Source organism: Protofrankia sp. Cas3 (assembly GCF_963555955.1).
Lineage (GTDB): Bacteria > Actinomycetota > Actinomycetes > Frankiales > Frankiaceae > Protofrankia.
Genome location: NZ_CAUVXP010000144.1, coordinates 1 through 14,886, shown reverse-complemented (window position 1 = coordinate 14,886; position 14,886 = coordinate 1). Strand labels below are relative to the sequence as shown.

At 70.1% G+C, this 14,886-nt stretch carries 13 protein-coding genes and 1 pseudogene; 4 read left to right on the top strand and 10 right to left on the bottom strand.

Annotation, left to right across the window (positions count from 1 at the left end; all coding sequences use genetic code 11):
• Positions 1-462: 462 nt before the first annotated feature.
• The 9 genes from argH to U9983_RS21615 form a co-directional block, all read right to left on the bottom strand.
• The gene (argH, locus tag U9983_RS21655) at positions 463-1,917 is read right to left on the bottom strand and encodes an argininosuccinate lyase (protein WP_322755782.1); all 1,455 of its coding nucleotides are present in this window, start codon (positions 1,915-1,917) and stop codon (positions 463-465) included.
• Positions 1,914-3,116 (bottom strand): argininosuccinate synthase, encoded by a 1,203-nt coding sequence (locus U9983_RS21650; protein WP_322755781.1) that lies wholly within the window; start codon positions 3,114-3,116, stop codon positions 1,914-1,916. The genes argH and U9983_RS21650 overlap by 4 nt, the downstream gene beginning before the upstream one ends.
• A 188-nt stretch (positions 3,117-3,304) precedes the next feature.
• On the bottom strand, positions 3,305-3,895 hold the full coding sequence (gene argR / locus U9983_RS21645; protein WP_322755780.1) for an arginine repressor: 591 nt from the start codon (positions 3,893-3,895) through the stop codon (positions 3,305-3,307).
• 29 nt (positions 3,896-3,924) lie between these two features.
• The gene (gene argF, locus U9983_RS21640) at positions 3,925-4,908 is read right to left on the bottom strand and encodes an ornithine carbamoyltransferase (protein ID WP_322755779.1); all 984 of its coding nucleotides are present in this window, start codon (positions 4,906-4,908) and stop codon (positions 3,925-3,927) included.
• 162 nt (positions 4,909-5,070) lie between these two features.
• Positions 5,071-6,270 (bottom strand): acetylornithine transaminase, encoded by a 1,200-nt coding sequence (locus U9983_RS21635; protein ID WP_322755778.1) that lies wholly within the window; start codon positions 6,268-6,270, stop codon positions 5,071-5,073.
• Complete coding sequence (gene argB / locus U9983_RS21630; protein WP_322755777.1) at positions 6,267-7,214, bottom strand: acetylglutamate kinase; 948 nt, start codon at positions 7,212-7,214, stop codon at positions 6,267-6,269. The genes U9983_RS21635 and argB overlap by 4 nt, the downstream gene beginning before the upstream one ends.
• On the bottom strand, positions 7,211-8,362 hold the full coding sequence (argJ, locus tag U9983_RS21625) for a bifunctional glutamate N-acetyltransferase/amino-acid acetyltransferase ArgJ (RefSeq protein WP_322755776.1): 1,152 nt from the start codon (positions 8,360-8,362) through the stop codon (positions 7,211-7,213). The genes argB and argJ overlap by 4 nt, the downstream gene beginning before the upstream one ends.
• A gap of 174 nt (positions 8,363-8,536) precedes the next feature.
• Positions 8,537-9,565 carry an N-acetyl-gamma-glutamyl-phosphate reductase gene (gene argC / locus U9983_RS21620; RefSeq protein ID WP_322755775.1) on the bottom strand — a complete coding sequence of 343 codons (1,029 nt, stop codon included), beginning with the start codon at positions 9,563-9,565 and terminating at the stop codon, positions 8,537-8,539.
• Between the two features lie 181 nt (positions 9,566-9,746).
• Positions 9,747-10,604, bottom strand: coding sequence for an SDR family oxidoreductase (locus U9983_RS21615; protein WP_322755774.1), 858 nt, complete (start codon positions 10,602-10,604; stop codon positions 9,747-9,749).
• Positions 10,605-10,744: 140 nt separating this feature from the next.
• Here U9983_RS21615 and U9983_RS21610 point away from each other — a divergent pair, with 140 nt between their 5' ends.
• The 4 genes from U9983_RS21610 to U9983_RS21595 all read left to right on the top strand — a co-directional run bounded on the left by U9983_RS21610 (position 10,745) and on the right by U9983_RS21595 (position 13,684).
• Positions 10,745-11,164, top strand: a complete 420-nt coding sequence (locus tag U9983_RS21610) for a winged helix-turn-helix transcriptional regulator (RefSeq protein ID WP_416211471.1) — start codon at positions 10,745-10,747, stop codon at positions 11,162-11,164.
• A 263-nt stretch (positions 11,165-11,427) separates the two neighbouring features.
• Positions 11,428-12,306: a TIGR04222 domain-containing membrane protein gene (locus tag U9983_RS21605; protein ID WP_322755772.1), complete on the top strand. Its 879-nt coding sequence runs from the start codon at positions 11,428-11,430 to the stop codon at positions 12,304-12,306.
• Entirely contained in the window at positions 12,303-13,184 is an 882-nt protein-coding gene (locus U9983_RS21600; protein ID WP_322755771.1) for a DUF692 domain-containing protein, read from the top strand. The genes U9983_RS21605 and U9983_RS21600 overlap by 4 nt, the downstream gene beginning before the upstream one ends.
• Complete coding sequence (locus U9983_RS21595) at positions 13,181-13,684, top strand: hypothetical protein (protein ID WP_322755770.1); 504 nt, start codon at positions 13,181-13,183, stop codon at positions 13,682-13,684. The genes U9983_RS21600 and U9983_RS21595 overlap by 4 nt, the downstream gene beginning before the upstream one ends.
• Positions 13,685-13,689: 5 nt before the next feature.
• Here U9983_RS21595 and U9983_RS21590 read toward each other — a convergent pair.
• Positions 13,690-14,886, bottom strand: a pseudogene (locus U9983_RS21590) (phenylalanine--tRNA ligase subunit beta); the annotation flags it as partial.

Here is a 14,886-nt window from a genome sequence, read left to right as displayed (position 1 = left end):
AAGCGTTCACCATGGGGTATTTTGTGATACCCGTCCGGGACAACTTCTTAAAGCTACTGTTGAATTCCCATCGAGTCAAACCGCTCCGGATCAGCCGGTGTCAGCCTCGACAGTCGTTTCCGATCACTCACGAAGAGTGTCGAACCGGGGTTGGGGCCACCGTCGCGACTTGGCTTCGGTGTCTCCCGGCTTTCCGCCGGCAAGGAGAACATTACGGGTGCAGAACGGGAACGTCAAACGTCAACGGCTTTTCGATCTGTGAGCTACATCACATCGTAGGAATGTCGCCTTGACGGGCCTGTCTGCTATGGGAGGATCAAGCGCCGTTGCCGCTGTGCCGGCGTCCGGCATCCAGGTGCGTGCGTCTCATCGCGTCTCATCGCGGTGCGGCACGGCTCCTGGCAGGTCACAGCGACCTGCCAGGAGCCACCGGTGCCCGGTCGGCGGTTGACCAGCGGGCCGTCAGGGGCTGTGTGCCCACTCGCGGTCCTGGGCCAGCCGGTCGGTGAGGGCGGCCAGCTGTTCGCGCACCCGGACGGGGGCCGTCCCGCCCGGAGCGGAGCGGGCCTCCAGCGCCCCCTGGACGGAGAGCACGGTGCGCACCCCCGGAGTCAGGCGCGGGTTGACGGCCACCAGGTCGTCGTCGCCGACCTCGTCGAGTTCGACCCCGTGCGCGGTACACCAGGCCACCAGCTGCCCGACCGCCTCATGTGCCTCCCGGAAGGGCACCCCGCGTCGGACGAGGTACTCGGCCACATCGGTAGCCAGCGCGAACCCGGCAGGCGCGGCCTCGGCGAGGCGGTCGCGATGCACCCGCATGGTCGCCACCATCCCGACGGTCGCCGGCAACACCACCAACAGGGTGTCGACCGCGTCGAACACCGGCTCCTTGTCCTCCTGCAGGTCACGGTCATATGCCAGCGGCAGACCCTTGAGCGCGACGAGCAGGCCGGTGAGCGCGCCGACCAGCCGACCGGACTTGCCCCGAGCGAGCTCGGCGACATCCGGGTTCTTCTTCTGCGGCATGATCGAACTTCCGGTGGCGAAAGCGTCGTCCAGCTCGACCCAGCCGAACTCCCGGCTCGTCCACAAGACGATCTCCTCGCCGAGACGGGACAGGTGCACGCCGGTCAGCGCGGCCACGAACAGGAACTCCGCGGCGAAGTCGCGATCGGAGACCGCGTCGATCGAATTCGCGAAGGCCGAGTCGAAACCGAGCTCCACAGCGACGCCCTGCGGGTCGAGTGGGAGGGAGGACCCGGCCAGCGCGCCCGCCCCCAGACTGCACACCGCGGCACGCCGGTCCCAGTCCCGTAACCGGTCGACATCACGGGCAAACGCGTGGACGTGGGCGAGCAGTTGGTGAGCGAAGGAAATCGGCTGGGCGTGCTGGAGGTGGGTCATCCCGGGAGCCGGCGTGTCCACCTGGGCCGCCGCCTGATCGACGAGGGCGAGCTGCAGGTCGACGAGACACGCCGCCACCTGGCGAGCATGGTCACGCAGGTACATCCGCAGGTCGGTGGCAACCTGGTCATTGCGGCTACGCCCCGCCCGCAGCTTGCCGCCGAGCGTGCCGAGGCGTTCGAGCAGACCCCGTTCCAGGGCCGTGTGCACGTCCTCGTCGTCGACGGTCGGCCGGAACCGCCCGGTTCGCACAGCCTCGGCCAGATCGTCCAGGGCTGCGAGTACCGCGGTGATCTCGTCGTCGTCGAGCAGGCCGGCGCGGTGCAGCACGCGGGCGTGCGCGCCTGAGGCCCGCAGGTCGTACGGGGCGAGCCGCCAGTCGAACTGGACACTGACCGACAGACGGGCGAGCGCCTCGGCCGGCCCGCCGGCGAAACGGCCACCCCACAGCCGGGTCGGTGACTGGGGTGCCGGTGGCTGGGATGCCGGTGACTGGGGTGCCGGCGTGGTCACCGGGACAGCCGCTGTTCGCGAGCCGACCACACCTTGGTCGGCAGACCCCACAGGTCGATGAAGCCCCGCGCGTCCCGCTGATCGAACTGGTCACCCGCGTCATAGGTCGCGAGCGCGTGGTCGTACAGGCTCGCCTCACCGCGCCGTCCGACCACCTGCGCCACGCCACCGGCGAGCCGGATCCGGACGTCTCCGCTGACCCGGGCGCTCGTGGCGTCGATGAACGCGTCCAGCGCCGCCCGCAGCGGCGAGTACCACAGGCCGTCGTAGACAAGCTCGCCCCAGCGCTGGTCCACGCCCCGCTTGAACCGGGCAACCTCCCGTTCGAGGGTGAGGTCCTCCAGGTCACGGTGAGCGGTAAGCAGAGTGATCGCCGCCGGGCACTCGTAGATCTCCCGACTCTTGATCCCCACCAGCCTGTCCTCGATCATGTCGATACGCCCGACGCCCTGTGCACCCGCCCGCAGGTTCAACTCGACGATCAGGTCCACGAGGGGAAGGGCCCGGCCGTCCAGGGAAACCGGCAGCCCGTCGACGAAACCGATGGTCAGCTCGTCCGGTTCCCGCGCGAGCATCGGGTCGGCGGTGTAGACGAAGACATCCTCCGGGGGCTGCACCCACGGGTTCTCCAGAACGCCGCACTCGGCGGTACGGCCCCAGAGGTTCTGGTCGATCGAGTAGGGCGAGCGCGCGGTCACGTCGATCGGCAGGTTGCGCTCGTCCGCGAACGCGATCGCCTTGTCCCGCGTCATTCCCGAGTCCCGCACCGGCGCCAGCACCTGCAGGTCAGGGGCGAGGGCCATCACGCCCACCTCGAACCGCACCTGGTCGTTGCCCTTGCCGGTACAGCCGTGCGCAATGGCTCCGGCACCGAAGGTGTGAGCTGCCTCGACCAGATGACGGACGATGACCGGCCTCGACAAGGACGAAATCAACGGATAGCGGTCCATGTAGAGTGCATTCGCGCGGATAGCCGGAGCCACGAACGACCGGGCGAACTCCTCGCGCGCGTCGACCACGACGGATTCCACCGCCCCGCAGGTCAGCGCCCGCTGCCGGATCAGTTCAAGATCTTCGCCACCCTGGCCGACGTCAACGGCCAGCGCGACCACCTCGGCACCGGTTTCGGCACCGATCCAACCAATGGCCACGGACGTGTCAAGGCCGCCCGAATACGCGAGTACGACGCGGTCGGTCACTACAGATCAACCTTTCCCATATCATTGAGGGTCTCCGATGGCGGGAAAAACCAGCATCCCGCCACCTTTGACCAGCCATCATCAAGGGTCTCCGGTGGCGGGAAAAACCAGCATCCCGCCACCTTTGACCGGCCATGTTCGGGTCGCAAAGCCCGGGTCACAAATAAATGATCATTCTGCCCCGCAGGTCAGGCCCGCCGGGCCGGGTCAGCCAGGTTGGCAAGTGAACCGCGGGAGCGCCCGTCGGCGAGGTCGAGCAGCCGTGCGGCGAGTTCAGGGCCGCTCGGGGCACCGCCACCAGAGGGATCACCGGTGGCCAGCCGAGCCGACCGGCAGACCACCAGGACCGTGTCGTCCCCGGCGATGGTGCCCATGACCTCCGGCAATGACGCCCTGTCCAGCGCAGAGGCGAACAGCTGGGCCGCACCCGCAGGGGTCCGCAGGACCAGCAGGTCCCCGTTGGCCTCGGCCGAAACGAGGAGGTCCTCACAGAGCCTGCCCAGCGGCAGCCGCACGGACTCCGTCGGGGCCAGATTGACATCGACGGCATACACCAGCGCACCGTCAGGGCCCCGCACCTTGGTCGCGCCGAGGTCGTCGAGGTCACGTGACAGCGTCGCCTGTGTGACCTGGACGCCCTCCGCCGCGAGCATGCGGGCCAGCTCCGTCTGCGAGCGCACCGACTCACGGGCTATCAGGGCCGCGAGCCGCGCCTGCCGCGCGTGCTTGGTCAGCGGCGCGGCCGCGTGGCGAGCCACCCCATGCGCCGGTGTCGTCATGAGGCAGTCACGAGACGGTCATGAGGCGGTCACGGGGTGACCTTGTCAGCCAGTACCCGCGGGGACGGCCGCGAGACCGGATCAGTCCGCTCCAGCAGAAACGCCAGCAACGCCTTCTGGGCGTGCAGCCGGTTCTCGGCCTGGTCCAAGACAACCGACCGGGGTCCGTCAAGGACGGAACCCGCGATCTCCATGCCGCGGTGCGCCGGCAGGCAGTGCATGACGATCGCGTCAGCACCGGCCGCCTCCACCACCTTTTCGTCGAGCTGATACGGCTGAAAGACCAGCGACCGGCTGTCGGCCTCGGCGTCCTGGCCCATGGAGGCCCAGACGTCGGTATAGAGCACGTCAGCGCCGGACGCGGCCTCGAACGCGTCATGGGTCACGGTGACCGCACCACCGGTCACCAAGCAGATCTCCGCTGCCTGCCGCAGCACCTGCTCGAAGGGCTCGTACCCGGGCGGCGAGGCCACCCGCACCCGCATGCCGGCAAGCGCACCGGCCAGTACCAGCGAATGCGCGACGTTGTTGCCGTCCCCAAGGTAGGCGAGAGTCAACCCGGCCAGGGTGCCGCTTCGCTCCCGGATCGTCTGCAGGTCGGCGAGCGCCTGACACGGGTGCGCATGATCGGAAAGTGCGTTGACCACCGGCACGGAGGCAGCCGCCGCCATCCGCTCCAACCGGTCCTGGGCGAACGTCCGCACCACGATGGCGTCGACATACCGGCTGAAGACCGCCGCCGTGTCCTCGATGGATTCGCCCCTGCCGAGCTGGGTGGTGGCCGCGTCGACGACCACACAGTGCCCACCGAGCTCGGCCACGGCAACGTCGAAGGACATTCGGGTACGGGTGGACGGCTTCTCGAACAGCAACGCCACCGAGCGGCCGGCAAGTGGGCCGGGCTCGGTGCTCCGCACCCGACGGGTGGCCTTGATGTGGTCGGCCGCGTCGAGGATGGCGGCCTGCTCGCCCGGTGTCAGGTCGGTATCCAGCAAAAAGTGTCGGATGGTCATGAGGTGGCCTCCAAAGCGAGCATCGCAGCGAGCGCCAGCGAGCAAGGAGCGCAGCGGCGGAGGACACCGGGGCACACAGTCATGAGGTGGCCTCCAAAGCGAGCATCGCAGCGAGCGCCGGCGAGCAAGGAGCGCAGCGGCGGAGGACACCGGGATACACCGTCATGCGCAGACCTTAGAGTGTTCGGCGGCGGTCATCGCAGCCCCGCCGATCGCGGGCAGCGCCGCGATGAACCTACCGGCCTCCGCGGCCGAGAGCAGCAACGGCGGAGCGAGCCGTACCGCGTCCGCGCAGACCGCGTTGACCAGGAAGCCCGCGTCACGGGCGGCGGTTTCGACGGCACCGGCGAACGGCGAACCCAACTCGATCGCCAGCCACAGGCCACGACCACGGACCCCCACCACGCCCGGTACGCCGGCGCCGAGGATCCCGTCGGTCAGGACGCGCCCGACCTCCACCGCGTTGGCGATCAACCCGTCCCGCTCGATGGTGGCGAGCACCGCGAGCGCGGCCGCGCAGACGATCGGTCCGCCGCCGAACGTACTGCCATGGTCACCCGGGCGCAGGAGATGGCCGGCCGGGCCGAACCCGATGCAGGCACCGATGGGCAGGCCGCCCCCGAGCCCCTTGGCCAGTGTCAGGACATCGGGGACAACCGCCTCGCTCTGGTGCAGGAACCAGGTTCCGGCCCGACCGATGCCACTTTGGATCTCGTCCAGGACAAGCAGGGCGCCCGTGCGGTCGCAGATGTCGCGTGCCGCCCGCAGGTACCCCGGCGGCGGCGGGATCACGCCGGCCTCACCCAACGTCGGTTCCAGGAAGACCGCGGCGGTGCGATCGTCGACCGCCACCTCCAGAGCGGCGACGTCACCGTAGGGAACAAAACGCGTGCCCGGCAGCAGCGGCTCGAACGGCGCCCGCTTGGCCGGCTGGCCGGTGATCGACAGCGCGCCGAGAGTCCGTCCGTGGAAGGATCCCTCCGCCGCGACGATCTCACTCCGGCCGGTCCGGCGCGAGATCTTGATGGCCGTCTCGTTCGCCTCCGCGCCCGAGTTGCAGAAGAACACCCGGCCGTCGACGCCGAGCAGTTCCAACAGCCGCTCGGCCAGGACGATCTGCGGCTCGTTCACATACAGGTTGGACACATGGCCGAGGCGTCCGACCTGATCGCATACGGCCGCCTGCACGGCGGGGTGACAGTGGCCCAGGACGCTGACGGCAACTCCGGCGAGCAGGTCGAGATACTCGCGCCCGTCCGCGTCCCACACCCGGGTCCCGGCACCACGTTCCAGCGCGATCGGCGGACGGCCGTAGGCCGCCATGATCACCGCATCTCGGCGGTTGAGCAGCTCGGCGTTCATGGGGCTCCTCCCACGGTGATGGCGGACGCGGTGTCAGGCGTGATCAGAGTCCCGATCCCGTCATCGGTGAAGACCTCCAGCAGGACGGCGTGTGCCACCCTGCCGTCGAGGACATGCGCCTGTGGCACGCCACCGTGCACGGCCCGCAGGCACGCCTCCATCTTCGGAATCATTCCAGTGGTCAGTGTGGGTAGGAGGTCCGCGAGCTCCGCGGCGGTCAGTTCGCTGATCACCTCGTCGCTGCACGGCCAGTCTGCGTACAGACCCTCGACGTCGGTGAGGATGACCAGCTTCGCCGCGCCGATCGCGGCAGCCAGCGCGGCGGCGGCGAGGTCTGCGTTGACGTTGTACACGCCGCCGTCGATCCCGCGGGCGACGGTCGCGACCACCGGGACCTTACCGGAGTCCAACAACGCGATCAGGGTCTCGGGGGCGACCTCGACGACGTCCCCGACCAGGCCGATGTCGACCTCGCTGCCATCCACGACGGCCGGCTTGCGCCGCGCGATGAGCAGGTTGGCGTCCTCGCCGGACAGACCCACCGCGAACGGACCGTGGCTGTTGACCAGACCCACCACATCCCGGTTGACCTGGCCGACCAGGACCATCCGGACAATCTCCATGGTCTCCGGGGTGGTGACCCGCAGTCCGCCGGCGAACACCGATTCGACACCGAGACGGGCCAGGTGGGCGGTGATCTGTGGCCCGCCCCCGTGGACCACGACCACCCGAAGGCCCGCGTACCGCAGGAACACGACGTCCGCGGCGAACGCCTCGCGCAGCGCCGGGTCGCTCATCGCATGGCCGCCATATTTGATCACGATGGTGGAACCGTGGAAACGCGACAGCCAGGGCAGCGCCTCGATCAGCACGGTGGTCTTGGCGAGTGCGGCATGCCCCCGGGCCAGTGCCGGGGGCCGGTCCGCGGCCGGTGCGGTGGTCATGTCGAGTACGCCGAGTTCTCGTGGACGTAACCATCAGTGAGATCGTTCGTCCAGACAGTCAGCTCCGTGGCGCCGGCATGCAGGTCTATCTGGATGGAGACCGCCCGGCCGGTCAGGTCGACGAGTTCCCGCGGCTGGCCCGGCGCACCGGCCCGGCACACCCATACGCCGTTGATCGCGACATCCAGCGCGTCTGGTTCGAAGGCGGCCCGGGTGGTGCCGACCGCCGCGAGCACCCGGCCCCAGTTCGGATCGTTGCCGTAGAGCGCACACTTGAGCAGGTTGCAGCGCGCCACCGCCCGGCCGACCGCCAGGGCGTCGTCCTCACCGGCCGCCCCCGTCACGGTGATCGCGATCGTCTTGGTCGAGCCTTCCGCGTCGGCGAGCAGCTGCCCGGCGAGGTCGGCGCAGGTATCGGTCACCAGGCCACCGAGCGTGTCCGCGGACACACTCATCCCGGACGCGCCGCTCGCCAACAGCAGCACTGTGTCGTTGGTCGACATGCATCCGTCGGAGTCCACCCGTTCGAAGGTGGTGCGGCAGGCGTCCCGCAGTAACCGGTCGGCGGTGGCCGGGTCGACGACTGCGTCGGTGGTCACCACCACGAGCATCGTGGCGAGCGCCGGCGCGAGCATCGCGGCGCCCTTGGCCATCCCACCGACGGTCACCCCGCCCGCCGCGCGCACAGCCTGCTTGCTGACGGTGTCGGTCGTGCAGATCGCCTCGGCCGCGGCCGTCCCGCCGGTGGCCGACACCTCGGCCACCGCCTTGGTCACACCGGGTAGCAGTAGGTCCATGGGGAGCCGGGTCCCGATCAGGCCGGTCGAGCACACTGCCACCTCGCCCGCTCCCAGCCCCAGCAGGCCTGCGGTGTGCTCGGCAGTGCGGTGCGTGTCGGTGAAGCCTGCTGGTCCTGTACACGCGTTGGCGCCACCGGAGTTCAGGACGACCGCCCGCAGCCGGCCGTCCGCGATCACCTGGCGTGACCAGAGGACGGGCGCCGCCTGCACCCGGTTGCCGGTGAAGACACCCGCGGCGGCATCCGTCGGACCGTCGTTGACGACAACCGCGACATCCAGGCGGCCGGATGGTTTGAGCCCGGCCGCTACGCCTGCGGCCCGGAACCCCCCCGGGGCAGTCACGCTCATGGCTCTACACCCACTGGCTCTACACCCATGGTCGCTCCTCCTACATCGTATGAAAAACCACTGTCGGCAGGGCCGCATACAGATGATCATGTCCATGCCGCGACTTCGTGGGCCTGCACGTTTTCGTGAACCCACGAAGGTTTGTGGGTTCACGAAGGTTCGTGGCTTCACGGGTCATGGCGCGATACCCGATGAGGTCAGGCCGCTGGCCTCCGCCACGCCGAGCATGAGGTTCGCGCACTGCAGGGCCTGGCCGGCGGCGCCCTTGCACAGGTTGTCGATGGCGGCGACGACCACAGCCCGGCCGGCTTCGTGATCAGCGGTGACCTGCAGCTGGACGGTGTTGCCGCCCAGCGTCGCCGCGGTGCGGGGCCAACGTCCCGGCGGCAGGACCCGCACGAACGGCTCGCCCGCATAAGCCGCGATGAGCGCACCGCGCAGCGCGTCGGTGGTGACCGCGGAGTCGAGACGGGCGGTGCAGGTGGCGAGCAGGCCGCGCGGCATCGGCGCCAGCACCGTCGTGAACGACATGGACACCGGCGCGTCCACCAGGCCGCGAAGCGCCTGCAGAATCTCCGGACGGTGCTGGTGGTTGCCGACCCGATAGGCGGTCACGTCATTCATGACCTCGCTGCCGAGCAGGTGGGTCTTGAGCGACCGGCCGGCGCCCGATGTGCCGCTCGCCGCCACCACAACGATGTCCTCGGTGTCGACCAGGCCCGCGGCCAGCAGCGGCGCGAGGGCAAGCGTGGTCGCGGTCGGAAAACACCCCGGCGCAGCAACCCGGGTGCTGGAGCGGACGGCAGCCCGAGCGCCGGGCAGCTCCGGCATCCCATACGTCCAAACACCCGCGTGTTCGCCGCCGTAGGCCCGGCGCCAGACGTCGGCGTCGGCAAGCCGATGGTCGGCGCCCAGGTCGACCACCCGCACGCCGGCCGGCAGCGTCGCCGCGAGCGCGCCGGACGCGCCGTGCGGAAGCGCGAGGAACACGATGTCGGCGTCGACCCCGGCAAGGGCGGAGGTATCGGCGAAGACCCGGCCGGCCAGATCCGGCAGGTGCGGATGAACCGCTGCGATGTCCTGCCCGGCCGACGAACCCGCCGCCACCAGACCTAGCTCGATCTCCGGATGGCCGAGCAGCAGCCGCAGCAGTTCGCCGCCCGCGTAGCCACTCGCCCCTGCCACCGCCGCTGTCATCCCCATGACTGAAAACTTATACACACACCATCATGGTCATGCAAGAGTCCGATGGACATCCTCGGGTCACAAATCGGTCTTAACATCTATAAATAGCCGTAAACGATGTGAATCCGGTGCTGCCCCACCAACAGCACATTCACATCGTTGCGGCGGGCGGGAGGCTCCACGCGAAACGGATGGTCGGTCAGGCCTTCAGCGCAGTGGCGACCGCCTCGGCCAGTGTGGTGGTCGGACGGCCGATGAGCTGGCTCAGCTCGCCACTGTCGGTGAACAACTCGCCGCGGGCGATACCCAGGTCGGAGTCGGACAGCACGCCCGCGAAGGCCTCGGGTAGGCCCGCGCCGACGAGCGCCTTGGTGTACTCCTCAACCGGCAGGTCGGCGTAGACGACTGGCTTGCCCGACTGCGCGGTGACCTCGGCGGCCAGTTCCGCCAGGGTGAACGGCTGGTCGCCGCCCAGTTCGTACACCGTGCCCGCGTGACCCTCGCCAGCCAGTACGGCGGCCGCGGCGGCGGCGAAGTCGGCGCGGGTGGCTCCGGAGACGCGGCCCGCGCCGGCCGATCCCAGGATGGCGCCGTGCTCGAAGGCCGGCGCGAGGTTCTCGGTGTAGTTCTCGATGTACCAACCGTTGCGCAGGAACACGTACGCCAGGCCGGAGGCGCGGATGACGTCCTCGGTGGCCTTGTGCTCGGCGGCCAGCGCGATGCCGGACGTCTGTGCGTACAGCACACTGGTGTAGACGATCAGGGAGACCCCCGCCTGAACGGCGGCGTCCACCACGTTGCGGTGCTGTGCCACCCGCTGGCCGACCTCATTGGAGGAGACCAGCAGCAGTTTGTCTGTGCCGGCGAACGCGGTGGCCAGCGTCTCGGGCTTGGTGTAGTCCGCCTCGCGTACCTGCACGCCGCGCTCGGCCAGGTCCGCGGCCTTGTGCGGGCTGCGGACGGCGGCGACGATCTCATCGGCGGGCACGCCGCTCCTGAGCAGCTCCTCCACGACGAGCCGGCCGAGGTGTCCGGTGGCGCCGGTAACAGTGATCATGTGTGCTCCCTGGGTTCGTCAGAGTTGGACTGCAGGTGCTCCCGACAGAATGTACTAACTTTTCGGAAGCACCAACGACCAGTGGGTACGGTTACATTCCCCGGTACGGTGTACGACGGTACAGTGGTTCAATGGCCAGGATGATCCCGACGGCCACCCCCGTCGACCCCGCGGACTCCGTCGACCCCACGGACCCCACGGACAACCTGGTCGCCGACGTCTTCGCCCGCGCCTGCCCGTCCCGCCGGACCCTGGAGAACATCACCGGCAAATGGGGCGTTCTCGCCCTGATCGCGCTGACCGAGGACACCTACCGGTTCAACGCGTTGCGCCGCCGCGTCGACGGAATCAGCGAGAAGATGCTCGCCCAGACTCTGCACGCACTCGAACGCGACGGCCTGGTCCGCCGCGAAGTCCAGACCAGCATCCCGCCGCATGTGGAGTACAGCCTGACCCCGCTGGGCAGCCGCGTCGCGACGAAACTCCGCGACCTGATCGACCTGGTCGAGGCCGAGATGCCCACCGTCATCGCCGCCCAGGAGGACTACGACCGACGCTGAACCCGCCACGAGCCCCTGGGCGGTGTCCCAGGACGGCATGCGGGCTCAGCTACCTCATCGGCCATACGCCGAGGTGTTCGGTGCTGTTCGGTGCTGTTCGGTGCTGTTCGGTGTCGCGTTGGATACTCGTCCGCCGCCGCGGCCAGCTGGTGGCGGACCATGCGACGTGTCGGGCGTCACAGGGCGAAACCCGACCTGGCTCACGGTTTCGCCGCTGCGGGCCGGTCCGGCCCACAGTGTCGGGTAACCGGAAGGACCATGGCATGAGCGCACCCACCGCGCCCACCGCAACCGCGGCAGCTGCCACAGGCGACACCTGGGGCATCAGCGGCCCCGGTTTTCTCGCCCTGTACGCCCTGGGATTCGCGATCGTGCTGCTGGTGGCGGTCGTCATGCGGCGCCGCATCCTCAGCCTGGCGGAGATGCCCATGACGGGCCCCGGCCCGTTGGGTCCGGAAGAACTCGCCATGATCGAAGGGAAGCCACGACTGGCCGTGACGTGCGCTGTCACCAGCCTCTACGACCGGGGTCTGCTGCGGCCGGGTCGAACACCGCAGCGGCTGACCGCCACGGGCGAGACGCTGCCGCCCGATGCCACCCGACTCGAGCGGGAGGTGTTCAACACCACCGTCCGGGCCGGCGAGCTGCGGCTGGAGTCGCTCAGTGCGCTCTTCTCGCGGGGACCGGCCGTCGCCGCCTGCCGCAACCGGCTGCAGGCGGCGGGACTCCTACCGACTCCGGCGCAGGCTCATGCCTGCCGACGGAACCTGATACCCCTGCTCGTCCTGGCGACGATCGGGATCATCCGCGCCGCCGTCGGCGCGAGCCGGGGTAAGCCGGTCGACCTTCTCGGCGTCGAGCTGATCTTCACAGCGCTGGCGCTGATGCTTCTTGCTCAGCGTCCGACCACCACCAGCCGGGGAATGGCCGTCCTGGCTGCGGCCCGCCGGGACGGCAGTGAGCTGCGGTCCGGTGGTGTACCCGGGCAACGCGCCCTCGCCCTCGCCCTGTTCGGCACGGCGGTGCTCTGGGACGCGGACCCGGTCTTCGCCAGCCAGCTCGGCCTGGCCCCTCCCAACAGAGACGGCGGCAGCAGCAGCGACGGGGGCGGTGGCGGGTGCGGGAGTGGCTGCGGCGGATGACCACCGACCTATCGCCGAACAGCGCACGGCACAGCCGCCACGGGCCGCTGCGCGGGCTGGGGATCGGGTGGCGGCCGGAGCTCGCGGCCTTCATCGCCGACCGGACGGACCTGTCCTTCGTCGAGGTGATCGCCGAGACACTGCCGGTCCACCGGCCCCTGCCGGCTGGCCTCGACAGGTTGGTCGAGCGGGGCGTTCCGGTGATCGCGCATGGGGTCGGGCTGGGACTCGGCGGAGCCGATCCGCTCCAGCCGACACGGGTCGCGCAGTTGGCGGCGATCGCCGACCGGGTGCGGGCGCCGCTGGTGAGTGAGCACGTGGCATTCGTCCGGGCCGCCGGCCTCGAAGCGGGCCATCTGCTACCCGTGCCACGCACCCGGGACGCCCTCGATGTGTTGGTCGCCAACGTGCGGGCGGTGTGCGCGGAACTCCCCGTACCGCTTGCCCTGGAACACCCGGCCGCGCTGCTGCGCTGGGCTGACGCCGAATTCGGTGACGCCGAGTTCCTCACCGAGCTGGTCGAACGCACCGACGCGCTCCTCCTGCTTGATCTCGCCAACCTGCACGCCGACCGGATCAACCACGGCGTCGACCCGCACCGTTTCCTTGCGGCGCTGCCCTGGGAGCGGATTGCCTACATCCATGTGGCGGGTGGGATCGAGCGCGCCGGGCTTTACCACGACACCCACACCCATCCGGTCACCCGCGAGGTCCTCGCGCTGCTCCGGGAGGCCGCCGACCGACATCCCGGCCCAGCGGCGGTCATGCTCGAACGCGACGGTCGTTACCCGTCCGTCCGGGAGCTCACCGGCGAGCTGGATGCGATCATCACGGCGGCCGCTGGGCACACCAGAGCCACCGCGGGCGCGACGCCATGACCAGCGCTGCGCCTGCCGACCGGGACAGCGAGGTCGGTGCCCACACCCGCTCCGTCGCACACACCGACACCGACCAACGTGCCCGGCTGCGCCGGGCGCAGGGCGATCTCGTACGAGCGCTCGTCGCCGGCGGGTCTGCCCCCGCTGGATTCGACCCCGCCCGGGTGGACGCGACCCGAGCAGCGCTCCTCAACAAGCGTACGGATGCTGTTGCCCGAGCGTGGCCGGCGCTGTCGTGCCTACCCGACTTCCGCGCCCGGTTCACCGCCTTCGCCACCGGACGCGCACCCGCCGGGGCGCACGCGGACGGCGTGGCCTTCGCCCGCACCGTCCGCCACGACCTTGACCGCTACACGCGGACCGAACAGCTGGTGGCCGCCGTGGCGCACCGGCATCTGGCCGCCGCGGTCGACTGGCGGGCCGGCGACCGCCCGCTCCTCGCGCTCCGGGCACCGTTCATCGGAACGCGGGTGCTCGGTCGCCGCCACGAAGGCACCTGACCTGGTCAGGTACGCAGGGTCGCTCCGGTCACCCGGGCAGCCTGCGCGACCGCCGCGTCCCGCGCCGCGTTCGCATCGTCGGCCGTAAGCGTGCGGTCCCCGGCCCGCAGCCGTAGGCCGAAGGCGAGCGACCGTTTTCCGCCGCCGATCTGGGACCCTTCGTAGACGTCGAACAGCGTCAGCGCCTCCAGCAGATCACCGGCGCCCGACCGCAACGCCTCGGTGACCCGGGCGACGGTGACATCCGCCGCGACGACGAGCGCGATGTCGCGATCAGCGGGCGGATAGGTGGACACCACGGGCGCGGTAACCGGCGGACGCCTCGACGCGATCTCGACCAGCGCGTCGAGATCGAGCTCCATCGCACAGGTCCGGGCCGGCAGTCCGTAGGCAGCGATCACCCGGGGATGCAGCTCCCCGGCGTACCCGATGATGCGGCCGGCGGCCGAACCTACCGCGGCCGGATCTGCCGCTGTCAGCCGCGCGCACCGGCCGGGGTGCCAGGGCATCACCGTGTCCGCCGCCACTGTCACGTCCAGACCGGCGGCACCCGCCACGGTGTGCGCGGCTGCGACCGCGTCCTGCCAGCTCACCGGTTGCCCCGGTCCCCACCAGCCGGCCGGTTCCCGCAGGCCGGTGAGGACGACGGCCACCAGCCTGGGCTGGTCGGGCAGGGCGGCGTTCAGCGCGGCGATCTCGTCGTCGCCGGGCCGGTGGTCGACCGCGGGTGTCGACGGCGTGGCAGCGGCAGGCATGCCAGTGGCAGTGGCAGTGGCAGTGGCAGTGGCAACAGACCGGAACACCAGCCCGGTCTCGAACAGGGCCAGGTTGGGCTGACCCCGGCCGATGTTGCGGACGGCCGCGGCGAAGAGTCCGGGTAGCAGGGATGTGCGCAGGTTGGCGGCGTCCTCGGCGATCGGGTTCGCGATCCGGACCGCCGCGGCGCGTGGGTCGTCCTCGTCGAGCCCGAGCCTGGCCGGCGTGTCGTCCCCGACGAAGGGGACGGTGAGGACCTCGATGTAGCCCTGGCTGGCCAGCGCCGCGTCGACCGCACGGCGCAGCCGCTGGCCCTGGGTCAGGCCACGGCCGGCGGGTAGCCGCGGGAGCGTCACGGCGATGGTGTCGTAGCCCTCCAGCCGGATGACCTCCTCGACGAGGTCCGCGGGCCGGGTGAGGTCACCCCGCCAGGACGGTGGGGTGAC